Annotated in this window: 26 protein-coding genes, 2 pseudogenes and 1 riboswitch; of the genes and pseudogenes, 2 read left to right on the plus strand and 26 right to left on the minus strand. The window is 35.6% G+C overall.

Annotated features, from left to right (window positions below; translation table 11 throughout):
- Window positions 1-11: 11 nt before the first annotated feature.
- From AC1M36_RS14975 to AC1M36_RS15070, 20 genes and pseudogenes are all read right to left on the minus strand, one after another.
- Window positions 12-788 (minus strand): ABC transporter permease, encoded by a 777-nt coding sequence (locus tag AC1M36_RS14975; RefSeq protein ID WP_336452719.1) that lies wholly within the window; start codon window positions 786-788, stop codon window positions 12-14.
- Window positions 788-1,690, minus strand: coding sequence for an ABC transporter ATP-binding protein (locus tag AC1M36_RS14980; protein ID WP_336452720.1), 903 nt, complete (start codon window positions 1,688-1,690; stop codon window positions 788-790). The genes AC1M36_RS14975 and AC1M36_RS14980 overlap by 1 nt, the downstream gene beginning before the upstream one ends.
- 14 nt (window positions 1,691-1,704) lie before the next feature.
- Complete coding sequence (locus AC1M36_RS14985; protein ID WP_479846001.1) at window positions 1,705-2,496, minus strand: ABC transporter permease; 792 nt, start codon at window positions 2,494-2,496, stop codon at window positions 1,705-1,707.
- On the minus strand, window positions 2,493-3,191 hold the full coding sequence (locus tag AC1M36_RS14990; protein WP_479846028.1) for an ABC transporter ATP-binding protein: 699 nt from the start codon (window positions 3,189-3,191) through the stop codon (window positions 2,493-2,495). The genes AC1M36_RS14985 and AC1M36_RS14990 overlap by 4 nt, the downstream gene beginning before the upstream one ends.
- Window positions 3,191-3,568 carry a GntR family transcriptional regulator gene (locus AC1M36_RS14995; RefSeq protein WP_336452723.1) on the minus strand — a complete coding sequence of 126 codons (378 nt, stop codon included), beginning with the start codon at window positions 3,566-3,568 and terminating at the stop codon, window positions 3,191-3,193. Before AC1M36_RS14995 ends, AC1M36_RS14990 begins: the two co-directional genes overlap by 1 nt.
- A gap of 123 nt (window positions 3,569-3,691) precedes the next feature.
- Window positions 3,692-4,912: an acyl-CoA dehydrogenase family protein gene (locus tag AC1M36_RS15000; RefSeq protein ID WP_336452724.1), complete on the minus strand. Its 1,221-nt coding sequence runs from the start codon at window positions 4,910-4,912 to the stop codon at window positions 3,692-3,694.
- A gap of 19 nt (window positions 4,913-4,931) precedes the next feature.
- Window positions 4,932-6,113 carry a CaiB/BaiF CoA transferase family protein gene (locus tag AC1M36_RS15005; protein WP_336452725.1) on the minus strand — a complete coding sequence of 394 codons (1,182 nt, stop codon included), beginning with the start codon at window positions 6,111-6,113 and terminating at the stop codon, window positions 4,932-4,934.
- Window positions 6,114-6,215: 102 nt separating this feature from the next.
- Window positions 6,216-7,598, minus strand: coding sequence for a putrescine aminotransferase (locus AC1M36_RS15010; protein WP_336452726.1), 1,383 nt, complete (start codon window positions 7,596-7,598; stop codon window positions 6,216-6,218).
- Window positions 7,599-9,092 carry an aldehyde dehydrogenase family protein gene (locus tag AC1M36_RS15015; protein ID WP_336452727.1) on the minus strand — a complete coding sequence of 498 codons (1,494 nt, stop codon included), beginning with the start codon at window positions 9,090-9,092 and terminating at the stop codon, window positions 7,599-7,601.
- A 203-nt stretch (window positions 9,093-9,295) separates the two neighbouring features.
- Window positions 9,296-11,425 (minus strand): sigma 54-interacting transcriptional regulator, encoded by a 2,130-nt coding sequence (locus AC1M36_RS15020; protein ID WP_336452728.1) that lies wholly within the window; start codon window positions 11,423-11,425, stop codon window positions 9,296-9,298.
- Between the two features lie 139 nt (window positions 11,426-11,564).
- Complete coding sequence (locus AC1M36_RS15025) at window positions 11,565-11,813, minus strand: biotin/lipoyl attachment domain-containing protein (protein ID WP_336452729.1); 249 nt, start codon at window positions 11,811-11,813, stop codon at window positions 11,565-11,567.
- 27 nt (window positions 11,814-11,840) lie between these two features.
- Window positions 11,841-12,131, minus strand: a complete 291-nt coding sequence (locus AC1M36_RS15030) for an SAV0927 family protein (protein WP_336452730.1) — start codon at window positions 12,129-12,131, stop codon at window positions 11,841-11,843.
- Between the two features lie 18 nt (window positions 12,132-12,149).
- On the minus strand, window positions 12,150-13,448 hold the full coding sequence (locus AC1M36_RS15035) for a Glu/Leu/Phe/Val family dehydrogenase (RefSeq protein WP_479846002.1): 1,299 nt from the start codon (window positions 13,446-13,448) through the stop codon (window positions 12,150-12,152).
- A gap of 210 nt (window positions 13,449-13,658) precedes the next feature.
- The gene (locus AC1M36_RS15040) at window positions 13,659-15,008 is read right to left on the minus strand and encodes an APC family permease (protein ID WP_479846003.1); all 1,350 of its coding nucleotides are present in this window, start codon (window positions 15,006-15,008) and stop codon (window positions 13,659-13,661) included.
- Window positions 15,009-15,408: 400 nt separating this feature from the next.
- Window positions 15,409-16,377 carry a class 1b ribonucleoside-diphosphate reductase subunit beta gene (nrdF, locus tag AC1M36_RS15045; RefSeq protein WP_336452732.1) on the minus strand — a complete coding sequence of 323 codons (969 nt, stop codon included), beginning with the start codon at window positions 16,375-16,377 and terminating at the stop codon, window positions 15,409-15,411.
- Window positions 16,378-16,547: 170 nt separating this feature from the next.
- Window positions 16,548-17,939 (minus strand): annotated as a pseudogene (locus AC1M36_RS15050) (ribonucleoside-diphosphate reductase subunit alpha); the annotation flags it as partial.
- Between the two features lie 314 nt (window positions 17,940-18,253).
- Window positions 18,254-18,952, minus strand: a pseudogene (locus tag AC1M36_RS15055) (ribonucleotide reductase N-terminal alpha domain-containing protein); the annotation flags it as partial.
- The gene (gene nrdI, locus AC1M36_RS15060) at window positions 18,939-19,298 is read right to left on the minus strand and encodes a class Ib ribonucleoside-diphosphate reductase assembly flavoprotein NrdI (RefSeq protein WP_017152669.1); all 360 of its coding nucleotides are present in this window, start codon (window positions 19,296-19,298) and stop codon (window positions 18,939-18,941) included. The gene nrdI and the pseudogene AC1M36_RS15055, both read right to left, overlap by 14 nt.
- A 534-nt stretch (window positions 19,299-19,832) precedes the next feature.
- Window positions 19,833-20,150 (minus strand): hypothetical protein, encoded by a 318-nt coding sequence (locus AC1M36_RS15065; protein WP_336452733.1) that lies wholly within the window; start codon window positions 20,148-20,150, stop codon window positions 19,833-19,835.
- 24 nt (window positions 20,151-20,174) lie between these two features.
- Entirely contained in the window at window positions 20,175-20,369 is a 195-nt protein-coding gene (locus AC1M36_RS15070; RefSeq protein ID WP_336452734.1) for an abortive phage infection protein, read from the minus strand.
- A gap of 216 nt (window positions 20,370-20,585) precedes the next feature.
- Here AC1M36_RS15070 and AC1M36_RS15075 point away from each other — a divergent pair, with 216 nt between their 5' ends.
- Window positions 20,586-21,164 carry a GNAT family N-acetyltransferase gene (locus AC1M36_RS15075; RefSeq protein ID WP_336452735.1) on the plus strand — a complete coding sequence of 193 codons (579 nt, stop codon included), beginning with the start codon at window positions 20,586-20,588 and terminating at the stop codon, window positions 21,162-21,164.
- A 36-nt stretch (window positions 21,165-21,200) separates the two neighbouring features.
- Here the strand turns inward: AC1M36_RS15075 and AC1M36_RS15080 are convergent, their stop codons facing one another.
- A complete protein-coding gene (locus tag AC1M36_RS15080; protein WP_336452736.1) occupies window positions 21,201-21,803 on the minus strand; it encodes a histidine phosphatase family protein in 603 nt (200 codons plus the stop codon).
- Between the two features lie 94 nt (window positions 21,804-21,897).
- Window positions 21,898-22,071 (minus strand): hypothetical protein, encoded by a 174-nt coding sequence (locus AC1M36_RS15085; protein WP_336452863.1) that lies wholly within the window; start codon window positions 22,069-22,071, stop codon window positions 21,898-21,900.
- A 217-nt stretch (window positions 22,072-22,288) separates the two neighbouring features.
- Between AC1M36_RS15085 and AC1M36_RS15090 the strand changes: the two genes are divergently transcribed.
- Window positions 22,289-22,474, plus strand: a complete 186-nt coding sequence (locus AC1M36_RS15090) for a YkvS family protein (protein WP_000683952.1) — start codon at window positions 22,289-22,291, stop codon at window positions 22,472-22,474.
- 48 nt (window positions 22,475-22,522) lie between these two features.
- Here AC1M36_RS15090 and queF read toward each other — a convergent pair whose 3' ends face one another.
- Genes queF through queC form a run of 4 tightly spaced genes read right to left on the minus strand, consistent with a single transcriptional unit; the run spans window position 22,523 to window position 24,927 of the window.
- Window positions 22,523-23,020 (minus strand): preQ(1) synthase, encoded by a 498-nt coding sequence (gene queF / locus AC1M36_RS15095; RefSeq protein ID WP_336452737.1) that lies wholly within the window; start codon window positions 23,018-23,020, stop codon window positions 22,523-22,525.
- A 41-nt stretch (window positions 23,021-23,061) separates the two neighbouring features.
- On the minus strand, window positions 23,062-23,778 hold the full coding sequence (gene queE, locus AC1M36_RS15100; protein WP_336452738.1) for a 7-carboxy-7-deazaguanine synthase QueE: 717 nt from the start codon (window positions 23,776-23,778) through the stop codon (window positions 23,062-23,064).
- Entirely contained in the window at window positions 23,771-24,265 is a 495-nt protein-coding gene (gene queD, locus AC1M36_RS15105; protein ID WP_336452739.1) for a 6-carboxytetrahydropterin synthase QueD, read from the minus strand. Before queD ends, queE begins: the two co-directional genes overlap by 8 nt.
- Complete coding sequence (gene queC, locus AC1M36_RS15110) at window positions 24,265-24,927, minus strand: 7-cyano-7-deazaguanine synthase QueC (RefSeq protein ID WP_018764167.1); 663 nt, start codon at window positions 24,925-24,927, stop codon at window positions 24,265-24,267. Before queC ends, queD begins: the two co-directional genes overlap by 1 nt.
- Before the next feature lie 93 nt (window positions 24,928-25,020).
- Window positions 25,021-25,064, minus strand: a riboswitch (PreQ1 riboswitch).
- Window positions 25,065-25,139: the final 75 nt, after the last annotated feature.

The following is a 25,139-nucleotide window of genomic DNA, read 5'->3' on the forward strand; positions in this document are numbered from 1 at the left end:
GATTTTTTCTATTATAATACATCACGTTTTTGGAATAATACACTTGAAGTAACGAGTAATACTACAAAATAAGCAAGTACTAGCAATAATGATGTTGTAAAATTAAATTCTGGAAATGGTGGTGTAGCACCGCCACTAATTAGTTTATTACCATCATATATACTTAAATCCAAATGTAAGAATACAACAAACTTAGCTACTCCTTTAACAAACATCATGAGCATCATGTTAATCGCTCCTTGCAAAAAGAATAGGAACAGTGCAATGATTAATGGTAATACTGATTTTCGAAAAACATTTGCCAAGAAGAAGGCAAGTGTCGCAAAGAAGAACGGAGACACAAGTTTATATAGGATTCCTTTAAGCAATACCCCTAGCGTTAATTCTGTTTTTCCACCATCCATAACGATTGCACCAATAACCATCGCGATTAAGGTACCTGTAACGATAACAAACAGCATTGCTAGTAAAACTGAAATATATTTAGAAAATAAAATCATAATTCTTTTTCTTGGGCGAATTAACAGCTGCTTAATTGTTCCTTTTTGGAACTCATCAGTAATCGTACGTGAAGCAATGGTAATACCAAAGATTGCTGCAAATAAAATAACTATACCTGTATCTCTCATCGCATAATCTAGATAGGTTCCTTTCAGGTCTTTCGCTTCTCCCCATTTCACCATTACAAAAGCACCCAGAATTTCTAACGCCGCGATCACACCTATCAATATATACATACCTTTTTTTGCATGTAACTTTAGCAATTCATTTTGAATTAATTTAAACATTACGCTTTCACTCCCCTAGTAATCGCTAAGAACTCATCTTCTAACGTTTTATTTTGCACTGTAACACCATATACAAGTACATCAGCATGCACAAGTTGTTTTACAATTTGCGGAATCTTTTCTTTTGCTACAGAGCCCACAACTACGCTTCCTTGTACCTTACCTCTAATGATTTCATTTGCTTTCTGAATTTGATCTACCTCAAATGCTACTACAACCGTTTCATCATGCTTCGTTTGCTCATGTAAGTTATACTCTTGTACAAACTGACCTTGCTTAATAATAACAACGCGATCACACATCAATTCAATTTCACTCAATAAATGACTCGATACAATGACAGCGATATTTTCCTCTTTCGCTAATCGTTGTAAATAATCACGAATTTGACGAATACCGGCTGGGTCTAATCCGTTCGTCGGCTCATCTAAAATTAAAATTTTCGGATTATGTAAAAGTGCTTGTGCAATTCCGAGACGTTGCTTCATCCCAAGTGAATATGTTTTCACTTTTTTATGAATGGCATGTTCTAATTCAACAAGCTTTACAATTTCAGCAATACGCTCTTTACTAATTGGTGTAACTGCCATATTCGCAAAATGCTTTAAATTTTGCATCCCTGTCATATAATCATATAGTTCAGGATTCTCGACAATCGCTCCAATTTGTTCTAGTGCCCTCTCACGTTCTGTACGAATACTATGACCACAAATTGTAATATCGCCTTCTGTCATTGCAATAAGACCGGTCATCATCCGAATTGTCGTCGTTTTCCCGCTCCCATTCGGTCCAAGAAAACCATATACTTCCCCTTCACGAACTTCAAATGAAAGACCACGAATAATTTCGTTTTTCCCTATTTTTTTATGGACATTTTCTAATTTCACTACTACGTTTCCCAATGATTGTTCCTCCTTTAGACTTCTAGTTTTTTATCGATGATATAACTTGTTATTACCACCAATAAAAAAATTGACAATACACTAAAAATTAAATAAGAAATATTCGAAGCATCACTAAAATAAAAAGATGTTTTAAAAAAACCATTTTTATCTATAACTCCAACATTTTTTATAGAAAATATATAACCATTTATTTTATCTAGCATATTAGTGATAACAAATTGAACTCCACCGAAAACAATAAATAAGATGATAAATAGCATTTTATTTAATGCGGATTTCAAATTAAATAGTTTTACGACTATGATTAGGAAATACAGAGAAACTAATGTACTCACTAAATCTATATTCCATAAGAAAATAGAAAACAGATGATGTAAGAACCCATAATTATATAAACTATTAATGGCTTGTTTCAACTCTCCATTCGCTTTATTCTCATATATATTTATAGAAAGAAGATGTAAAAAAATAATTCCTATTACTGATAACAGGGTAAACATGATTACAAATAATAACAAATGTGCATATATATATTTTCTAGATGGAATTGCTACATACCGAATCATAGCCCCTCTTACTACTCGTCGAAAAGAAGAAATTGCTAGTAAAAAGATAGAAAATGTAACTATACAAAATAATAATGTAAATACGATTAATGCTATATCTTGTCTAATTGACAGCCTTTCTCCTGTGCATCCCTTTATATTAAATAATAGAATTAATGAAATCGTTATAAACCCAAAGTAAATCAACCATATCTTCTTTTTATTACAATTGTATAAATACCGAAGTGTTTGACTCATTTTCCAAACACCTCCTTAAACATCTCAGTCACGGCTTTCCCTTTTTGAAAACGCAGTTCTTCCACGTTTTCATGCATTACAATTTCTCCATCCTTTAAAAAGATGACTTCATCAAAAATATTTTCAATTTCACTAATTAGATGCGTAGAAATTATAACTGTACAATCTTCACGATAAAATTGAAGAATAAGATCTAGCATATGCTCTCGGGAAACAGGATCGATTCCTCCGAGGGGTTCATCTAATATATAAAGCTTTGCTTTTCTTGAAAATGTTAAAATAAGTTGCAACTTTTCAATTATCCCTTTTGATAAAGCTGTAATTTTTTCTTCTAACGGTATTTTAAATGCAGCAATTGTATCCGCTGCTTTTTGCATATCGAAATCTTGATAAAAATCGCGATAGAAAAATATTGCATCTTTTACAGTCATCCATTCATCGAATATAGGACGATCTGGCATAAACGATACAATCTTTTTCGTTTCTACCCCAATGTTTCGATCTGCAACTGTAATATTTCCTTCTGAAGGATGTTGTAAACCTGCGATCATTTTTAATAATGTCGTCTTCCCACTGCCATTATCTCCAACAAGACCAATAATTTTCCCTTCTGTAATCGCTAGGTTTACATCTCGAATAACTACCTTCAAACCATATCTCTTCCATAATTGTTCAATACGAAGTAAATCTGTCATCATTTCTCCTCCCTTTTCTCTTCTAATGAAGAACGAAGAATAGAGAGGATCTCTTCTTCTGAAAACCCTAAATTATCCATTCCATTTATAAACGAATGAAGCAACTCTTTCGCCATATCTTTCCGTAGCTCCATAATTTTCTCTCCCTCGTTTGTTACATATCTTCCCATTCCTCTACGTGTCACAACAATCCCATCTCTCTCTAATTCTTGAAATGTACGCTGAATTGTATTTGGATTGACTTGTAACTCACTCGCTAATTCACGTACAGAGGGAATTTTGTCACCAAGTGATAAGTGGCCTGTTACAATTTCTTTTTTTATGTATTCCATCATCTGAATATAGATCGGTATGTTAGGAGAAAACTCAAATTTCATTTCTTCCCTCCTTTTGTCTTAGTGTACTAGTTAAATAGTACACTAAGACAAAAGGAGTGTAAATACTTGTAAGTTAAAATATAATAAAAATGCAATGTAACTCTCGTTACACTGCATTCCTCCCTATTTATTTCGTATTACCTCTGCCTCACTCTCTTCAAAAGGCCACTTCGGTAACATATTACGGAGTTCCTTATCGGAGCGATAACCAAGTGCATATTCCGCTTGCATAATCGTATGAATCTCACGTGTTCCTTCATAAATAACAGGTGCTTTTGCATTTCGTAAATATCTCTCCACAGGAAATTCATTTGAATATCCATAGGCGCCGTGCACCTGCACTGCGTCATTTGCCGCTTCAAATGCAGCGTCACAAGCGATCCATTTTGCCAAAGATGTTTCTTTTGTATTACGTTTTCCTTCATTTTTTAACCAACCTGCTTTATAAACTAGTAATCTTGATATTTCTAAATTCGCAGACATTTTCGCAATCATTTGCTGAACAAGCTGATGTTTTCCGATTTCTTTTCCAAATGTTTTACGCTCTTCACAATATTTTACACTCGCTTCTAAGCTTGCTTGAATAAGTCCACAAGCCCCTGCCGCGACTGTAAAACGTCCGTTATCTAATGAAGCCATTGCAATTTTAAAACCTTCTCCTTCTTCACCCAGAAGGTTTTCTACCGGTACTTTCACATCATCTAAAAATACTTCTCCTGTATTTCCAGCCCTAATACCAAGCTTTCCTTTTATCGCTTTTGTCGATACTCCTGAGAATGTTCGTTCTACGATAAAACAAGAAATACCGCGGTGCTTTAATTCCGAATTTGTTTTTGCAAATATTAAAAAATGATCTGCAACATCACATAACGAAATCCACGTTTTTGATCCATTTAATACGTAATGATCGCCTTCTTTTACCGCTGTTGTTTGCATAGCCACGACATCTGACCCTGCATTTGGTTCCGTTAAGCCAAACGCCCCAATCTTTTCACCTTTTGCTTGTGGAACAAGGTATTTTTGTTTCTGCTTTTCTGTGCCCCATTGTAGAAGTGTCATACTATTTAACCCTGTATGTACAGATACTGCTGTACGGAAAGCCGTGTCACCACGCTCTAACTCTTCACAAATAATAGCGAGCGTATTATAGTCCATACCTACTCCGCCATATTGTTCTGGGATACAAACGCCCATAAATTGCAGTTCTGCTAAGCGCTTCAAGATTTTTTGTTCAAAATGCCCTTTTTCATCCCATTCTTTAATGTATGGAATAATTTCATTATCCACAAACGCTCTCACTACTTTTCTAACACTTTGTTGTTCTTCTGTTAATGAAAAATTCATTTGTACTACCTCCTTATATCTATTGTTTTTTTGTCATTTCCATAATGATTTCCTGAGAGTACCCTAGCTTTTGCAAAATCTTTTCTGTATGTTCCCCGTGAAGTGGCGGATGTTTCTGCATCTGAACCGGTGTCTTTGAAAGCTTTAATGGTGACCCCACAAGTTTAAGGTTTTCGATTGTCGGGTGTTCCATATGAATTGTCATATCTCTCGCCACTGCCTGCTCTGCTTCTAGCGCTTCTTTCACATTAAGAATTGGTCCATTTGGAATCCCTGCTTCATCCAAAAGTTGTTTCCATTCCTCTTTCTTTTTTTTCTTCATTTCAATAGCAATCATATTTATGAGCTCGTCTTTATGCTGGAGGCGATCTGCATTTGTTTTATAACGTTCTGAACTGGATAAATCTTGTCTGTTAAGTAATAGACAAAACTTATAAAACTGTTCATCATTTCCAACCGCAACAACGAGATTTCCATCTTTCGCGTTAAACACTTGATACGGAACGATATTCGGATGCTGATTCCCAAGTCTCTTTGGTAATTCACCTGTACACAAATAATTACTTGCTACATTTACTAATGCCGCTAATTGTGAATCAAATAAAGAAATATCAATTTCTTGTCCTTCTCCTGTACTATTTCGGTGCTGCAAAGCGGCTAAAATTCCGATACATGTAAAAAGACCCGTGAGTACATCTGAAATGGCAACCCCTACTTTTGCAGGCTCTTCATCCCTTCCTCCCGTTATACTCATAAGTCCACTCATTGCTTGAATCATATAATCGTAACCTGGAAGATGGGAAGTAGGACCATTTTGACCAAAGCCACTAATAGAGGCGAGAATAATATCTTCCTTCATCTCTTTTAATACTTCATACCCAAGTCCCATTCGCTCAAGTGTTCCAGGCTTAAAATTTTGCACAACGATATCCGCATGAGAAATAAGCTTTTTCAAAACTTCCTTTCCCATTTCTGATTTTAAATTTAATGCCATAGACTCTTTATTACGATTTGCACAAAGAAAATACGCACTTTCTCCGCCTACAAAAGGGGGCCCCCACCCTCTCGTATCATCGCCATTTCCTACATTTTCAACTTTTATCACTTCGGCCCCTAAATCACCGAGAATCATCGTACAAAAAGGACCAGCAAGAACCCGAGATAAATCAATAATTGTAATCCCTTGTAGTGCTCCTTTCACTCCTTATCCTCCTATAGTAAAAACCAGTAAAACCAATAAGAAAGGAAAAAGACAACATAGTGGTTTTACTGGCTTGTATTTAAAAGTTATTGTGTAAAATACTTATTGCGCTTTCACTTGTGATAACACTGATTTAAATGCATTGATTACTGTATCTACTTCTTCGTAACTAATTGTAAGCGATGGCTCGATACGAATTGTCTTCGAATTAATTAATGTTCCAGCAACAAGAATGCCTTGATCAAACATTGCTTTCGATACTTCATATCCAATCTCATCTTTATGGAACTCAATCCCGATCATTAAACCTTGGCCACGAATTTCAAAAACTTTGTCTTCATGTCCTTCGGCTGCCCTTTTCAATCCATTTAAGAAATATTCCCCAACTTCTGCAGCTCGTTCTGGTAATTTTTCTTCCAGTAATACATGGATTGTTGCAATTGCAGCAGCACATGCAAGTGGGTTTCCACCAAACGTTGTTGTATGCATGAATGGATTGTCGAACCAGCTTTTGAATACTTTTTCCTTCGCAACAATTGCACCTGCTGGCATTACGCCTCCGCCAAATGCTTTCGCAAGACAAATAATATCCGGCACAACATCATATAATTCTGCAGCAAACATTTTCCCTGTGCGTCCCATTCCAGTCTGCACTTCATCAAAAATAAGTAGTGAGCCGAATTCATCACAGAGTTCTCTTACTTGTTTCAAGTAGTTTTCTGGAGGTAAAATAATACCGCCTTCGCCTTGAATTGGCTCTAAAATAACAGCTGCAACATCCTCTCCTACTAATGCACACGTTTCAAAAGTTTTTCTCATCATCTCAATATCACCAAATGGAACGTGGCGGAAACCTGGAATTAATGGTAAAAATGGCTTACGGAACATTCCTTTTGCTGTTCCAGATAAAGAACCAAGACTCTTTCCGTGGAAAGCGCGTGTTGTTGAAATAAAAGTTGTTCGTTCACTATACATTTTTGCTAGTTTTAATGCCGCCTCTACACTTTCCGTCCCACTATTTGTAAAGAAAGCATATTTCAAGTCACCAGGTGTAATATCAGCTAAAATTTTTGCAAGAATCGCACGAAGCGGGTCTAATAAGTCTTGGCTATGCAAAGCTTGACGCTTTAATTGATCTGTAACAGCTTTTACTACTTTCGGGTTGCGGTGACCAACGTTATAAATACCGAAACCACCTAAACAATCAATATATTTTTTACCATTGATGTCCATGAAACAAGATCCTTCATCGGACCATTCTACAGCTGCAAATTGTCCATCTTTTGTTACTGTTTTTCTATACGCGAGAAAACCAGGATTTACATGTTCTCTAAATCCATCTACTGTTTCTTTTTGAATCCAATTCGCCTCTTCTTCAGAGACTTTCTCTTTTTCAATTAATTGTAGTACTTTCGTAATATACTCATTTACATTTGCATCTTTTACATCCTGCTCATTAAGTTTACTTTTCACATTCGTTCCCATCTATTTCACCCCTACATTCTTTTTATTTGCAAACCAACCAATTGGCTCCACTTCTAGATTTATATTAATCTGCTTAATTTCTTGGAATTCTTCTAAGCCAAATGTTCCTAAACTACGGCCAATACCACTTTGTTTATATCCGCCCCAAGGCGCCTCGTTGTATGTTGGATGATAACTATTAATCCACGTAATTCCTGCACGAAGCTTACGAATCACGCGCATTGCTTTTGCTCCATCAACTGTAAATACCCCTCCAGCTAAACCGTAATCTGTACCGTTTGCTAGCTCAATTGCTTCCTGTTCATTTTTAAACTTTTGGATCACTACAACCGGTCCAAAAATTTCTTCCTGCACTATACGCATATCCGGTTTTACATTGACAAAGACCGTTGGTTCAATAAAGAAACCATCAGCTTTCCCATCCGTCAGTATCCGCTTTCCTCCGCAAGCAATTTCTGCTCCTTCATCTTTTCCAATCTCAATATAGCGTAATACTTTTTCCATATGCTCTTGACTTACAAGTGGTCCCATCTCTGATTCTGGGTTATCACCAGGTCCAACATTAATTTGTTTCGCTCGTTCTACAAAACAACTAACAAATTTATCGTAAACGCTTTCTTCTACAAGAATTCTTGATCCCGCTGAACATACTTGTCCAGAGCCTGCATAAATACCAAACAGAGCATAATCAACAGCCGTTTCAAAATCTGCATCCGCAAAAATAATATTTGGAGATTTCCCGCCAAGTTCAAGCGAAATCTTTTTCATATTATCTGCTGCTGTTCTCATAATGTGTTTTCCTGTTTTTGTTCCGCCCGTAAAGGAAATCATATCAACTTTATTACTTGCTGCAATCTCATTTCCTACTGTTGGTCCAGCGCCCATTACCATATTGGCAACGCCTTTTGGCAACTCTACTTTTTCAATTATTTCAAATAATTTCGTTGCAGTGATTGGTGTCACTTCAGAAGGTTTAAACACAATCGTGTTTCCAGCTGCTAAAGCAGGTGCAATTTTCCAGACACTCATTAGTAACGGATAATTCCAAGGAACGATTAAACCACAAACACCAACTGGCTCTCTCACTACCATAGCTTGCATCGGATCAGCTACATGATACGTTTGCCCATCTGGCTTTGTAATTAGCCCTGCATAATAGCGGAAACAAGCTGCTGCATCTCCAATATCCCCTTCAGCTTCTCGATATGTTTTCCCATTATCCATCATCTCAAGACGCGTAAGTTCTTCCATATTTTTATCAATCTCATCTGCAATTTTAAATAAATAAGACGCTCTTTCAGCTGCGGATGTTTCTGACCAAATTCCGCTATCAAAAGTTGCCCTCGCTACTTCAATCGCGTATTTTGCATCCTCGATCGTTCCCTCAGGTGCATATGCGATAACCTTTCCATTCGCAGGGTTAATAATCGGTCTTTTCTCTTGATTACTAGAATCTTTCCATTCACCGTTTAGATACATTTTTAAATCTAGCACTGTATAGAATCCCCCTTTGTCGATCGTTCATATATTATATAAGCAATAATTGTGCCAACATTTGAAATACGAAACAACCATACAAAAACTGACTATTTCTTTAAATAAAATCACATAAAGTTATGCATTTTCGCATAGGTTATGACATTCCGCATAATTACAACAAAAAAGGGGGAGTCCATATAGACTCCTCCCTTTCTCCTTTAAAAATACGAAATTGTATCAACCGCTATTTCCTTTTCATTCATGATTTTTTGATATTTACGACTAACAGAAGACTGGCTTATCCCAAGAGCCTTCGCTGCCTTCGTTGTTGTTTTATACTGCTTCATCGCAAGTAAAATTAATTGTTCTTCTACAGAATGCAATGCTTCATTTAATGGTAAAACCCTTGTAATTACCGGCTTTGATTTTTTAAAGTCATATCCAGGAGTTAAAAATTTACTAACAAATTCAGCATCAATAACAGCATCATCTGCTGATACAACTAAACGTTCAATCATATTCTGTAATTCTCTTACATTTCCAGGCCATGAATAAAACTCTAATAAATTAAGTGCATCCGGAGTTAAATGGTAGTTTCTATTATATTTTTCATTTAACTGCTGTAAGAAATGAAACGCGAGTACCGGAACATCTTCCATTCGTTCTCTCAGCGGAGGAACTTGCAAGGGGATTACATTTAAGCGATAAAATAAATCTTCCCTGAAAGTGCCAGCTTCCACCATTTTTTCTAGACGTTTATTCGTGGCAGCAATAATTTGAACATTTATTTTTGTAGGTATCGTGCTTCCAATTGGAATTACTTCTTGCTCTTGCAGGACTCTAAGTAATTTCACTTGTAAATGTAATGGCATTTCTCCAATCTCATCCAAAAATAAAATTCCTTGATCTGCCCGCTTAAAGTATCCTTCTTTTCCGTTTTTATCAGCACCAGTAAAAGCGCCTTTCGTATAGCCGAACAGCTCACTTTCTAACAGTGTCTCTGGAATCGCACCACAATTTAATTTTAAGAATGGATTTGAAGATCTGTTTCCAAGTTGATGAATTGCTTGTGCAATCACTTCCTTTCCAACGCCCGATTCTCCAGAAATCAAAACATTGGAAGAAAAGTCAGCTATTTTTTTTGCTTGATTAATAATTTGTTCCATTTTTGGACTACAATAAATGAGCTTCTTAAGAAAACGATCTTTATTTTTAAAGCTATCCAACTCTTTCTTATATTGTTCAGAGATTTTTTTTATCTCATGCAGTTCCGTCTTTAATCTTGTTGCCTCTGTAATATCTCTTGAGGCAATAATAATACGATGAATCTCTCCACTTTCATTAAATACAGGATTTCCAACTGCTAATATCTTTCTACCACTTTTTGTTTCTTGTACAATGGATACCTTTTTTTGTTGTTCTAGCACTAATCTTGTAACAGATGGACTAAATAATCCTTTCTTTTCTAAGTCTAAAAGGTTTTTTCCTAAAAGATCTTTCAAATCTCTTCCCCAAAAATCATTGATAACGGTTTCACTATAACGGATTAATTCCCCTTTATGATTAACAACTAATATTTCATCATAAATACTAGATAAGATTGCATGTAAATCTTTATTTAAATCCTTTATATATTCAATTTCCATAGCCATATCCTCAACCATCGGTAAATCTTGTACAATAATGACCATTCCCTCGATTCTTTGATCAAAGTTTGGAATAGGACTGTAGTCAACTAATACCCCCATCTCATTTGTTATTTGTAGTTGGTTTAAAATCGTTTTTCCCGTTGTAAATACAGTATTAATATGTTCTCCATTAAAAATCTGTTCTGCTGCTACATTCATAACTTTTTCAGGAGTAGATTTAATCATCTTCAAACCAGATTCATTACAATTTACAATTTTCTTCTCACGGTCTACTACAAAAATCCCCATTGGAATAGACGTTAAAATGATTTTTAGTATATCTACACTTTTATTTTCTTGTTTAAATAGTTCTGCAAAAACATCCTCTCTTCGTATGTATCCCGTTAATTCTCCTATTTCATTTTTCACTATGGCAATGGGTGCCCCAATAATTTGAAAGAGCGCTGTTAAGGAAATATTTTTGCTAAGGTGACAGATTGTATCTAGTGAAACAGCATTTGAAAGCAATGCTTGGCGAGTTAATTCCTTACTGTTTGATAGCAGATCCTTAACATGAACGTATGCAAATAATCGATCTTCTCTTTTTAAAAACAGAAAAGATTCTTTCATATTTTTAACATCTATATTCCATTCCTTTTCAGATTGATCGATAGCTAGAGAGACAATAGGTCTAATTTTTTTATGAGCAATGGAAAACATTCTGCTATTCCTCCTTTAAACTGCTTAACTTGTATTGTATCATTAAAATCGGATTTTTTTAATTAATCTGACAATATACATTTTTTACTTACTTTAATAAAAAAAGGAAGATGAATAGTTCCATCTCCCTTCCTAAAAATCAATCACTCCCACTAACTAGAATATCTTCTTGAATATAAGCTAATACCATACCTGGAATGACTTTATCTCCTGCTTCTACCTCTAAAGATTGTACCTCTCCGCTACATCCCATTTTGATTACTTCTAACTTACCATCCATATTTTTAATAGCAAACAATGGTTCCCATTCATAAATGCGAGAGTCTTTATCAATAGACACCTTTTCAACTGTTCCATAGCATGGACTTGTAACAATCTCATAATACAAAATAAATCATTCCCTTCTTTTATTCTATTAATATTGTTCTGCCAACATTTGTGACTGAAGAATCATATGAAAAAAACTTTGAAAATCTTCTATATCTTCTACTTCAATCCCTAACTTAGGTGCCCAATATTGATCCTGTTCAATATCTTCTTGACTTAATAAAATCATTCTTCCATTTTGAATAGAGGTAACCATTGCTTTTCCAAAAAATTGCTGCGAATAAGCAACTGCTAGATCATATCGATGATGATTCGATACAATACAGTAATAACCAATGGGTTGTTTTTCAATTTGTTCTAGTAAAATATCTAGTTTCATATGTTCCCTCCCTTTATACTAAAAATGCAACCAACCTCGAAGACGTGATGCTTCTACAATCTTACGAACTCCTGCTATATATGCCGCAATTTTCATATTTACCCCAAAACGTTTTGAAGTGTTGAACACATCGAAAAAGCTAGATGTAATTTTCTCTTTTAAACATTGATCAACATATTGCTCTGTCCAATAATACCCTTGGTTATTTTGGCACCATTCAAAATAAGAAACAATAACTCCTCCAGAATTCGCCAAAATATCTGGTACAACTAAAATGTCTTTTTCTTCTAGCATTGTTATTGCTTCTTTTGTTGTCGGACCATTTGCAGCTTCAATTACAATCTTACATCCAAGCTTTTTCGCATTATGTTTCGTAATCACTCCTCCAATTGCTGCTGGAATGAGTACATCACATTCCTTTTCTAACAGCTCTTGGTTTGAGATTGTTTTACTAAAAAGGTTCGATACGACACCAAAAGAATCTCGATTTTCAAGTAAATAAGGAACATCTAAACCGTCTGGATTATAAATGCCACCTAAAGCATCAGATACGCCTACTACTTTTACACCAATATCATATAAATATTTTGCCAAATAACTTCCAACATTTCCAAACCCTTGAATGATTACTCGCATATTTTGAAGCGGAATATTCTTTAACTCACTAACTAATTGAAGGGTGTAAAATACTCCTTTAGACGTAGCTGTTTCCCGTCCTTGTGATCCTCCTAGCATTAATGGCTTTCCAGTAATAAAACCTGGGGAATCAAACTCTCTAATATGATCATATTCATCCAGCATCCAAGCCATAATTTGCGCATTTGTATACATATCGGGTGCCGGAATATCTTTAGTAGGTCCAACGATTTGACTGACTGCTCTTACATAACCACGGCTCAGTAACTCTAGTTCTCTAAAACTCATTTCCTGCGGATTACAAATAATCCCGCCCTTTGCACCTCCATAAGGAAGTCCCGTCACGCCACATTTCAAACTCATCCAACCAGCAAGCGCCTTTACTTCCTCTGGTGTAACATCTGGATGAAACCGAATGCCACCTTTTGTCGGTCCTGCTGCATCATTATGCTGGGCACGATACCCTTGAAATACCTTTGTTCTTCCATCATCCATTCGAACAGGAATACTTACTTCTAAAAAACGCATCGGTTTTTTAAGAAAATCGAATACTTCCTCTGGATAACGCAAAGCCTGTAGCGCTTCTTTTAGTATGGCCTGAAACTCCTCTAAAGGATTTTCTTCCTCAACTTTTTCTTGAATAGATTGTGTTACAACTTCTTTTTCTGATTGCATTGCCACGATAACACCTCATTTATTTATTTTTTACTAGTATTAGAAAGCAATAATCGTGCCAAGTAGTAAAATTAAGTTAATCATATCGCTTCAGCCTTCTCACTTACATTTTTTCTTCTCCCTCCTTATGAACAGTTGAATGATTTATGCAAACATGCATGAATTTACAATCTCCAAAATAAAAAACACCGGATATATCCCGATGTTTTTGTCATTTTACATTTCCTGCACTTCTTCAAAATGCATTTGCGGGGGAGCTGAACGAAACATGTTCGTAATATATAGAAGATAGCCAATTCCAAGAACAGCCCAGCTAAGTCCAAGAATAAGTGAGTGAATATTGAGGTTAAACCATAGTACAGCTACTGTACCAGCTCCCAAAATAGGCATAACTAAGAAATGAAAAAAGTCTTTTACTGTTTTATATCGTTTTTGCTTAATCACATAGTAAGAAATGACTGATAAATTAACAAATGTAAATGCAATAAGCGCTCCGAAGTTAATCAGAGAGGCCGCTGTTTCTAAATCTATGAACATAGCGGAGAGCGCAATAATGCCTACAAAAATAATGTTATATACTGGCGTTCGCCAGCGAGGATGAATGTATCCAAATATTTTTTGTGGAATTACATTATCTCTTCCCATTACATATAATAACCGCGATACACTTGTATGAGAAGCTAAGCCGGATGCCATTGTCCCCATAAAAGTTCCGACTAAAAAGAAGGTTTGAAATAATTTCCCGCCAACGTATAGTGCAATTTCTGGAGCTGCTGATTCTTGATCTTTAAATACAGATGCATCCGGAAAAAAGGATTGTGTAAAATACGTCGTAACGATGAACAAAATACCGCCAATTAAAGCGGTAAGAAAAATAGCTCGAGGAATTGTTTTCTTTGCGTTTGGTGTTTCTTCTGCAAATGTCGTTACCGCATCAAAACCTAAAAATGAAAAACAAAGAATTGTCGCTCCTGCAACTAACGGTGATATTTGTATATCTGACTCAAAAAACGGCTGAATGGAAAAGACTTCTCCAGTTCCTTCTCCTGCTATCAATCCCTTTATAACAAGAACTACAAATACAATCATTACTAACACTTGGAATGTTACTAAGAACGTGTTGAAATTAGCAGTAACATTCACACTAATAATATTTATAAGTGTAATCAGTAGAACGAAACCAACGACCCACGCCCAATCTGGAACACTTGGAAAAAGTGCTGACATATAAATCCTCGTTAATAGTGCGTTCACCATTGGTAGGAACAAATAATCCAATAATGCTGACCATCCAACAAAAAATCCAAGTCTTGCACTAATTGTCTTCTGTGTATACGTATAAGCAGATCCTGCAGTCGGAAAAACCTTTACCATTTTGCCGTAGCTTGCTGCTGTAAATAACATTCCCGCTAATGCAATAAGATAAGCCCCAGGAACATGCCCGCCCGTTTTTTCAGAAACGATTCCAAATGTATCAAACCCCACCATCGGCGTCATATACCCGACACCTAGCATAACAATTGACCAAAGCCCTAATGACCGTTTTAAACCAACTACTTTTCCCACCTATCATTCCTCCTACTTTCTCTATCTAATTTCCATATAAAGATTGATAACTAACCAGAAAACGCTTTCAACGAACTGCAAATGTTTTACTGCACATTATAAACTCTCCCCCTTTATTTTTTAAATATTCATGCAATTTTCGAGCCAAAATTTCTTGAATGAAAAAATTTATTAAATAGCCCTATTTATTCACGCTCCAATGAAACGATAGGTGGGATTATTTTTCTAATCGTTCCTTTCATTTTCTATTCATTTCGACATAACTTATTCAACTTCTCATACTACTAACTTTCATAGATCAAGGAAGAAAAACTTATTAAGAAATAATAACATTATGTAAACTATTCACACACAAAAAAGCTGCCTTCACATGAGAGACAGCTTTTTTCAATCTTATTTATTAAAAATCAAATACGAAATCATCATCTGATAACTTTTCAACATTTGTTGCTTTTACATACCCGTTTCCTTTTACAGAGAAGAAATCATGATTTTTCGTATCTGTACGTAAACCATTTAATACGATTGGGTTAATTTCTTCCTCTTCAAAGCGTGGTTCTAATCCTAAGTTCATAAGTCCCTTATTCGCATTGTAACGAACAAAGCGGTTTACATCTTCAACAAGACCAATGGATGTATAAATTTCTTCTGTGTATGCCATTTCAATTTCATACAATTCCATTAATAGTTCTTGTGTTTCTTTTTGTACTTCTTGTTGCTCTTCTGCAGAAAGTTCTGCAAAGATTTGTTGTGCTAAAATACCGACGAATACGCCGTGAATGCTTTCGTCGCGAATTATTAAGTTAATAATTTCACCACTTGCAGTCAATTTTCCTTGTCCTGCTAAGTATAGCGGATAGAAGAATCCACTATAGAACAAGTAACTTTCTAAGAACACACTCGCTACCATAGCCATATATAATTCTTTTTTCGTTACTTGTGGCTTTAATAAACGGCGATAGTAACCTGTAATAATACCTGCTTTTTTCTCAAGCAATGGATGGTTATCTACCCAATCAAAGATTTCATCAATTTCTTCTTCTGTTGCGAGTGTCGTGAAGATATGACTATAGCTCTTCGCATGTACTTCTTCCATAGCACCCATGAAAGCCAGTACACTTTTCGCTTGTAAATTCTCAAGATGAACAAGTACAAGAGGCATCCCTTCGCCGCCTTGTTTTGTATCTAGAAGTGTTAATCCTCCTAGTACTCGCTTATAAGCAATTTGCTCTTCTTTTGATAATTGCACCCAAGTATTTTTGTCAGAAGATACAGCGATCTCTTCTTCTGTCCAAAACTGAGCGATGTTTTGCTTCCAAAACATTAAACTAAAATCATCTTCTTTTTTGTTCCAGTTTACCGCGCGCATTGAATCGCCCCTTCTCTATCAATAAGCTCTTCTAACATGCGGTAAAGCTTTCACTTAGTAATGAAAACTTAACCGCATGTTAGACGTCTTAAATTTTATAACTAAGCATGAGCAGGGTCAGAAAAACCCTGCTCATGCTGTCTTACTCTATCAGTCAATTAGAATTTGCATCAAACTGTACAAGCAACACACTCTTCGACGCTTAACTTACGAGTTCTTGTATAATACAAGCTCTTCAAGCCTTTTTTATGTGCATAGATATAATAACGTGCTAATTCACGAGTAGAAATATCACTATTTACATACAGAATTGTACTAATTCCTTGGTCAATATGCTCTTGAATTTCTGCAATTAAATCAATTAATTTAAACTGATTCATATCATAAGACGATTTATAATACCAGAATGTATCTTTTGATAAATATGGCATCGGATAATATGTTGTCGCATTTGCATACGTTCTTGATTCAATTTGACTTACGATTGGCATTACACTTGAAGTCGCATTTTGCACGTAACTGATTGATTGTGTCGGAGCGATGGCTAATCTATACGAGTTATATAAACCGTGCTTCTGCACTTCTTCTTTTAGACTTGTCCAATCTTCTTTTGTTGGAATATGGATTCCTTCAAATAACTGCTGTACTTTCTCAGTTACCGGACTATAATCTGTTGTCTCATACTTTTCAAAGTATGTTCCATTTGCATAATCCGACTTATCGAAGTCTTTAAATGTTTCGCCTTTTTCTTTCGCAATACCCATACTCTTTTCAATCGAGTAATAGTTTAACATCATAAAGAATGTGCGAACAAATTCTTTCGCTTCTGCACTTTCATAAGCAATTTTATTTTTTGCTAAATACCCATGTAAGTTCATTGCACCAAGTCCAACTGAATGAAGCTCGTCATTTGCTTTTTTCACAGTTGGTGCGTTCGGAATAACAGTCATATCAGAAACAGCTGTTAAAGCTTCCATTCCTGCATGAACTGCTTCACGAATTTCTTTATTCTCCATTACGTTTACAATGTTTAATGATCCTAAGTTACAGTTAATATCACGACGGATAATATCATCTGTACCGTAGTCGTTAATTTCAGATGTTTCTTGCAGTTGGAAAATTTCTGTGCAGAGATTCGACATCTTCACAGTTCCAATATCCTTTAACGGATGCTGCTTATTCGCATTTGATTTAAACATTAAGTATGGATAACCAGACTCAAGTTGAATCATCGCAATTTTAATGAGCATATCACGTGCACTAATATCAAGTGGCTTCTTCTTCACCTTTGGATTGCTCATTAATTCATCGTACATTTCATCGATATCTATATCATCTAAATGTTTTCCGTACTCTTTATACACTGTATATGGTGCGAAAACATGGAATGGTTCGTTTTTCTCAGCAAGCTCAAAGAACTTAGTTGGAACGATAATACCGATTGATAGAGACTGAATACGGCTCTTCTCGTCGGCATTTATTTTTTTGGTATCAAGGAATTCAATAATATCCCAATGGAAGATATTTAAATACACTGCCCCGGCACCTTTTCTTTGCATATTGTTACTCCATACCCTTAAAACGTATGGGGGATAGTCATTTCTGCTATCCTCTCTATATCGCTATAGAGTTCAGACCATATCTTCTTCTCACCTACAACCTTGATTTGAGAAGCCAGGTTCGAACTATATAGTCACCTACATAGCCACTTGGTCGTTGAACCTTCTCCCTATCTAATAGACTTAGGAGCTCGGCTGCTGATTTCCTGCAATCTTGGATTTTTAGGGGGCGCTACGTAATTTCTTCGTAGTATCCTACCTCGATATACTCAGGCGTTCCAGCAATTGACCCGGTTTTATAGTTGAGCCATAAGTTAACCCAACTGATTCGCATACGAAAACGAATCTTCAAGCAATTTCATAACTGGTACAACACCGCTTGCTGCGTTATCGATGCCTTTAATTTGCTCACCGCGTGCGCGTAATTTACTCAAGTTGAGCGCCACGCCTCCACCAATTTTCGATAGCTGCATCGCCGTATTAATATTAAATCCGATTGAATTTAAGCTATCATCCATCTCTAACAAGAAACAAGACACCATTTCTCCTCTTCTGCTTCTTCCCGCATTCAAAAAGGTTGGTGTCGCTGGTTGGTAGTTTTGTTTTACGATCATACTTGCAAATTGTTTTGCTTTGTTAACATCACCGCGTCCTAAATATAATGACACAATTGATACACGATCTTCGTAGCTTTCTAAGTATTGTTTTTGATCATTCGTTTTTAACGCATAATCTTTGTAAAACTTAGATGCCGCCATATAAGATTGGAATTCGAAGTTTTCACTATATGCAACGTTGTATACTTCCTCTACCTCCTCCAACTTATACTCGTCCAGAACGTTGTAATAGTAATCGTGTTCATTCATATACTCAATTCGCTCTGCCACGCTATCAAAATGAACGGTATTCGCTCTTGCTTCTTCCATAAAGACTTCTAATGCTTCTTTATCTTTATGAAGCTGATAGAAACCGTCTTGCATTTGCGTGATTTCATTATTCAGTTCAATGTGTCGCAATCTCCCGCACCCTTTCTTTAAAATATTCTACATCTTTATTTGTTCCAGATAACTCGAATTTTGATACAATAGGTACTTCGTATCTGGTTGAGATTTTATCTGCACTTGCTCCGAACATATCTCCCCAGTTGCGATTGCCACTCGCAGATACGCCTTTTAAATTTGCATTATTGCGCTCTAAAAATTCTAAAACACGTTCCGGCACATTTCCAAAACCTGTTGTATACGTAATAAGAACAAAATCTTCGTCTAATACTAGATCTTCATTAATTTGAACGGCCGGCATATTTAATTTGTGGATGAAACGCTTCACGTTTCCTGTCATAGAATCATATGCAACCAACATTTCCGACCCTCCTCTTCTTTCTTTAATATCTAGATGCCGTTTCATGATTTCCCTATATATTGTATTACGTTTCAAAACAAGACACAAGATATATGTATAAATTCTTTCTTTTTTTAACTTTTACTTTTCGACATAGCATGTCGTTTTTTTCAATACAAAGACTATGAAACAACATTCTAAAACTCATGTCAATAAAGTGCTTTTCAAAAAAGTTGTCAACGAATTTAACCATTTTCACGAAATTGTTAGCAATATTTTTTGTAAAAAAACGATAAATGCTGGAGAATTTTATTTCTCCAGCATCACACAAAAAAGAACAGACTTTAAGTTGTAATCTGTTCGAAACCGGTTACACATTATTTAGATCATACAAGTAAGACATTCTCTCTTATGGATGAAACATTTATTACATCATAATACATATACTTTCTTTTTTGTTACACAATAACAAATATCATTATAATGAAAAGGACGCTTATGATGGCACACCACTTTATTCGTTAGTGTGATGAGAAATTTAAAAAGACTGTAAACTCATTCGCAATGTTCAATACGTAAAATATCTTTTATAAATAAATGATGGAAATTCTCATCTTTATCTTGCATTGTAAACACTGGCGCTTCTTCATCAAAATATACAACCATTCCCTCTACATATTGATTCATATGTTGAAATTTCACAGTTGCTCGAATTAGGGTTTCCTGCTCATATGCTACTTTTAATTTTTGTATCACTTCTTTCGTACGTTTCCGTTTCTCGGGAAACATAACCATTCCTACAAGTCGATTTCCTGCCTCATCTTTCCACATGTAGTCCCAATGCGGTAAAATACCTTGTTTAAATTCTCCCATCATTCTCCTCTCCTTTTCCTTCTATTAAGAACGCGGTGTTTCTGTATATGTATAAATAATTTCCCCGCCACGTTGTGCATTCCCACTGAAATGTTTAAAATCTTCTCGATTTACTAGAACCTCACGAAACGTATAAAATACATCCTTAGTTACAACATACTCTTTTATCTCTCCATTTTTCAGTTGATCTAAAATTGTATTTGCTAATTGTTTATCCATGTATTTCACCTCTCTGCAATATTTTATCCTATCTTTCACAAGTCGACAATGTTTAATTTCTTACATTCACAGCAAATATCGTATACTAACATAGCTGTTTATCTATACTAAATCAATTCGAGATTCAAGTTTCTCTTATAAAATTGAAGAAATTAATGAATCACTGATTGAGGCTTTATTTTATGTTACAATAAGAATGCAACTAGGAGGGATAATATGATTCGGAAAGCAAAAAAAACAGATGCGAAGGCAATAGCTCCTTTATTGTATAACGCTCTGCATGAAATTGCTGAAAAAATCACAGGTGGAAAAACCGAAACAGAAGTCTTGACAGGGCTTGAAACTTGGTTTTCAAAAAAAGGAAATCGACTTAGCTTTGAGAACTGTTTCGTTGAAGAACAAGATGGACAAGCAGTTGGAATCATCGTCGCCTATCATGGCAGTCACGCAAAACAACTAGATACTCCCATTGTAAAACACTTACGAAAAATCCATCAAGATTCATCTATTACGCTAGAAAAAGAAGCTGAACTCGATGAATACTATATTGACACATTATCCGTTTCAAGCGCTTATGGCGGACGAGGGATCGGCTCAAAATTGATTCAAGTAGCAGAAAATAACGCCTATGAAAAAGGCTATGAGAAAATTGCATTACTTGTAAATTTAGAAAATAAGCGAGCTTTCTCTTTATATAAAAAACTTGGCTACCAAGAGGATAAAACGGTTATGCTTGTCGGAGAGCCCTATGCTCATTTAGCGAAACCACTCTATAAAAAAGCTTTCGTTTCCTAAAAAAAGCACACGATTCTTCATTGTAATCGTGTGCTTTTATGTTAAATTGGTATTCAGTATATTTCCATTCATCGCTTCATGAAACGTGTATTCTGTACACCCCCATGGCTTTCTATGAAAGATAGGAGGTCCAGACCAACCCCTTGCACGTAACTCTGCTCCAATCATCGTATTAAAATAACTATCACCTACGAGTGCAATGCGCCCATGTACAAGAGCATAACCAATTAACGTATCAGCTGCTTGCTTTGCTCTTTCCCCTGCTTCTCGGTAGGACTCAACATCTTTAGAATATCCAATCGTCCATAATACGCGCCCGATAAACATCCATACTTCTGGTTTACACTTCACCCATTTTGGGACAAGAAAGCAAGATGGCACTTGCGCCTCTCGAAATAGAGCACTTTGAACAAAAGAAAGAGAACCTGTTAATTCTGCTGCTGACTGTACTGCACGTTTTTGATCACTCGTTACAATAAGCTTCGCCGATTCAATCGCTTCAATTGTTTCGATTGGTATGTCCTTACTTTTTTCCATACCTTCTAAATCGTATCGTTCCATCCATTCGCGAAACGATGATGCTGTCATTGATTCTGTAACATTGTTTAAGCGACCGTGACGAATAAAAGAAATTCGCATCTTCTCCACTCTCCATTCATCGCTCATCACCTATATTATTATGCACTGTTTCTTATTGCCATCATACCATGGAGAAAGGGAAAGTCATACTTCCTTACATATCCGCACTACTCTCATGAGTGACAGAAGCATGCACACCATCCACTCCATCAAAATATGTCCCTGTTTCATGGCTACGAATTATTTTTAATTGTTTATATGAAAATAAGAATAAAAGAATCACTATACAGCTTCCAATAATCTCAAATAACATTTTTACCGCCCCCATTTTATTATACCCCTATATACTGATATAAACACTTTTTTATCTATTCCCTCTTCAAAAATAGAAAAATATCTAATACATATCTTACAAAAAAATGACTATTTTTTGAATTTTTCTCATGGAAACATTTACAAACAGGGGAATATAGTTCAAAATAAAGGGAAATAAAAAAGAACGAACTTGTTCTTTTTTGGCAAAACTGTAACAAGGAGAGTTGCTTATGAAAATCGCAGAAACTGGAGATATTATCGAATTTAAAGGTGGAATGCAAGGTCGTGTTCAAAAAGTAAATAAAAACTCCGTTATTGTCGATATAACAATTATGGAGAATTTTAGAGAACTAGATATGGAACCTCTTACAGTTGTAAATCACAAAAACTATACCGTTATTAATCAACATGCATAATATAATAGAGAAAAAGGATCTGTATCCTACATACAGATCCTTTTTTCATTAACGATTATCAATTGTTTCAGGATATAGATCGTGATTCATCATACGATATTCAGCCATCTGCTCATATTTCGTGCCAGGGCGACCATAGTTACAATATGGATCAATTGAGATACCACCACGTGGTGTAAATTTCCCCCACACTTCAATATAACGTGGGTCCATTAATTTAATTAAGTCGTTCATAATCACATTCATACAATCTTCATGAAAATCTCCATGATTACGGAAACTAAATAAATATAACTTTAATGATTTACTCTCGACCATTTTTTGCTCTGGAATATAACTAATATAAATCGTTGCAAAATCTGGTTGTCCTGTTTTTGGACATAAACTTGTAAATTCAGGACAGTTGAATTTTACAAAATAATCACGGTTTGGATGATTATTATCAAATGTCTCTAAAATTCCCGGACTATATTCAAATAAATATTTTGTATTTTGATTTCCAAGTAACGTTACATCTTTTAAATCTTCGTCTAATCTTCCTGCCATTCTGTATACATCCCTTCCATTCGATTCTTCAGAGTTTATTCTTATACGCCTCGTTTGTTTCCCCACACTAACGCATGGAGCTGAGGTAATACTTTTGCATCATTCATCTCTTTGCACTGAACAGCTTTTTCAATAAGCCATTCATATTTTTGTAATAAATTCCTAATAAGCATTGCATCATCCACTGTTTTTGTATCATCATTTCCAACTTGTAAGAAAAATGGTACGTGCGGGTAACGCTCATGCACCTTTATCGCATATTCAAAATCGTGATCATCAAACACGACAACTTTTAAACTAAAATCTTTTCCTGCCAATCTTTCAATAACAGAATCTAACATGATAAAATCTGTTTTCATCTGTGAGCTTGGTGGCTTCGGTGAGATAGTTATTTCATCAATACGAAGTAACCATTCCTGCCACTTGCTCCCTTGCGTTTCAATAGCGGTGCGAATTTTCTTTTCTTGTAATAAAGACAGAAAACCTTCTAAATTTTTCAATAGTACTGGGTTCCCACCTGAAATTGTTACATGTGAAAAATTTTCTCCACCAATTTCAACAAGTTCACTCCAAATTTCTTCTGGAGTCATTTGCCGAATTTGTTCTTTCGCCGACCCATCCCATGTAAAGGACGAATCACACCATGCGCAACTATAGTCACAACCTGCTGTACGAATGAACATCGTCTTTTGCCCAACAACCATTCCTTCTCCTTGAATGGTCGGTCCGAAAATTTCCAAAACAGGAATTTTACTCACCGATCATCCACTCCCGTCTTACTTCCGCATAACTTGTTGGTGTTTCAAATAGACGAACAAATTCAACACGTGCTCCTTTATATTCATGAACGCGATTCTCTTTTGTAAGTGCTTCAGCCATCTTTTCGTAAATCCAAACGACCATGTTTTCAGCCGTCGTATTCATTGCTGGCAACGTTTCATTTAAATAACGATGATCTAAATAAATTTCAATTTCATTTTTCCAAATTTCTTTTATATCGCCAAAGTCAATTGCAAGTCCAATCTCATTTACATATCCACTAATACCAAAAACAACTTTGTATGTGTGACCATGTAAATTTTTACATTTCCCTTCGTAACAATGCAAATGATGCGCTGCATCAAATGTAAATTCCTTACTTACCATCACTCGTTTATTATGATATTTCAGTTGTTCACGTTGAATATCCTTGTCCACTTTTTGTAAATTTTCTACAATGCGAAATCCAAAAAAATTCTGTTCCATTATGCGTTCGCTCCTTCGCGTTCTTGTAAATACGTATCTAAACCTGCTTTACGAAGTTTACAAGCTGGACATTCACCGCAACCATCACCGATTATTCCGTTATAGCATGTTAATGTTTTTTCTCTAACAAACTCGAATGCACCAAGTTCATCTGATAACTTCCATGTTTCTGCTTTATCGATCCACATAAGTGGTGTATGAATAACAAATGGATAATCCATAGATAAATTTAACGTAACGTTTAACGATTTCACAAATACATCACGGCAATCAGGATAACCGCTAAAATCTGTTTCACATACGCCCGTTACAATATGACGTGCTCCAACTTGTTTTGCTAGCACAGCTGCAAATGATAAGAACAGTAAATTTCGTCCATCTACAAATGTCGATGGCAGTTCACCTTCTTCATGTGTAATCTCCATATCCGTTCTTGTTAACGCATTTGGAGCAAGTTGATTTAATAAGCTCATATCAAGTACTGTATGTTTAATTCCTAGCTCTTTCGCAATATCAGCTGCACAATCGATTTCTAACTTATGACGTTGATTATAATTAAACGTCACTGCTTCCACCTCTGCAAACTGCTGCATCGCCCAAAATAAACATGTTGTACTATCTTGTCCACCACTAAAAACGACAACTGCTTTTTCTTTTTTCATCTCACTCATTCTCCTTCTCTACTACGAATAAGAAGAAAGAACGTTCTTGAACTGTCACAATAAAAAAACAAAACAATACCTAAGGATATTGTTGTTTCCATAGTTTTTTATAGAGGGAGTTCGCGAACCTCTCCCATGTTATACATGGAATTTCTTCTTTCATTGACAACACATATTGTAACATACTGTTTCTCCCTCAGGGAAACTTCTGA

Source organism: Bacillus sp. Medicinal_06, assembly GCF_056711665.1.

Excerpts from the sequence above, each read along its gene's own strand:
- AC1M36_RS14975 (WP_336452719.1), bottom strand. The coding sequence starts at position 788 with ATGTTTAAATTAATTCAAAATGAATTGCTAAAGTTACATGCAAAAAAA.
- AC1M36_RS14985 (WP_479846001.1), bottom strand. The coding sequence starts at position 2,496 with ATGAGTCAAACACTTCGGTATTTATACAATTGTAATAAAAAGAAGATA.
- AC1M36_RS14990 (WP_479846028.1), bottom strand. The coding sequence starts at position 3,191 with ATGACAGATTTACTTCGTATTGAACAATTATGGAAGAGATATGGTTTG.
- AC1M36_RS14995 (WP_336452723.1), bottom strand. The coding sequence starts at position 3,568 with ATGAAATTTGAGTTTTCTCCTAACATACCGATCTATATTCAGATGATG.
- AC1M36_RS15000 (WP_336452724.1), bottom strand. The coding sequence starts at position 4,912 with ATGAATTTTTCATTAACAGAAGAACAACAAAGTGTTAGAAAAGTAGTG.
- AC1M36_RS15010 (WP_336452726.1), bottom strand. The coding sequence starts at position 7,598 with ATGGGAACGAATGTGAAAAGTAAACTTAATGAGCAGGATGTAAAAGAT.
- AC1M36_RS15020 (WP_336452728.1), bottom strand. The coding sequence starts at position 11,425 with ATGTTTTCCATTGCTCATAAAAAAATTAGACCTATTGTCTCTCTAGCT.
- AC1M36_RS15030 (WP_336452730.1), bottom strand. The coding sequence starts at position 12,131 with ATGAAACTAGATATTTTACTAGAACAAATTGAAAAACAACCCATTGGT.
- nrdF (WP_336452732.1), bottom strand. The coding sequence starts at position 16,377 with ATGCGCGCGGTAAACTGGAACAAAAAAGAAGATGATTTTAGTTTAATG.
- nrdI (WP_017152669.1), bottom strand. The coding sequence starts at position 19,298 with ATGTTGGTTGCATATGATTCTATGACAGGAAACGTGAAGCGTTTCATC.
- AC1M36_RS15065 (WP_336452733.1), bottom strand. The coding sequence starts at position 20,150 with ATGGGAGAATTTAAACAAGGTATTTTACCGCATTGGGACTACATGTGG.
- AC1M36_RS15070 (WP_336452734.1), bottom strand. The coding sequence starts at position 20,369 with ATGGATAAACAATTAGCAAATACAATTTTAGATCAACTGAAAAATGGA.
- AC1M36_RS15075 (WP_336452735.1), top strand. The coding sequence starts at position 20,586 with ATGATTCGGAAAGCAAAAAAAACAGATGCGAAGGCAATAGCTCCTTTA.
- AC1M36_RS15080 (WP_336452736.1), bottom strand. The coding sequence starts at position 21,803 with ATGCGAATTTCTTTTATTCGTCACGGTCGCTTAAACAATGTTACAGAA.
- AC1M36_RS15085 (WP_336452863.1), bottom strand. The coding sequence starts at position 22,071 with ATGGGGGCGGTAAAAATGTTATTTGAGATTATTGGAAGCTGTATAGTG.
- AC1M36_RS15090 (WP_000683952.1), top strand. The coding sequence starts at position 22,289 with ATGAAAATCGCAGAAACTGGAGATATTATCGAATTTAAAGGTGGAATG.
- queF (WP_336452737.1), bottom strand. The coding sequence starts at position 23,020 with ATGGCAGGAAGATTAGACGAAGATTTAAAAGATGTAACGTTACTTGGA.
- queD (WP_336452739.1), bottom strand. The coding sequence starts at position 24,265 with ATGGAACAGAATTTTTTTGGATTTCGCATTGTAGAAAATTTACAAAAA.
- queC (WP_018764167.1), bottom strand. The coding sequence starts at position 24,927 with ATGAAAAAAGAAAAAGCAGTTGTCGTTTTTAGTGGTGGACAAGATAGT.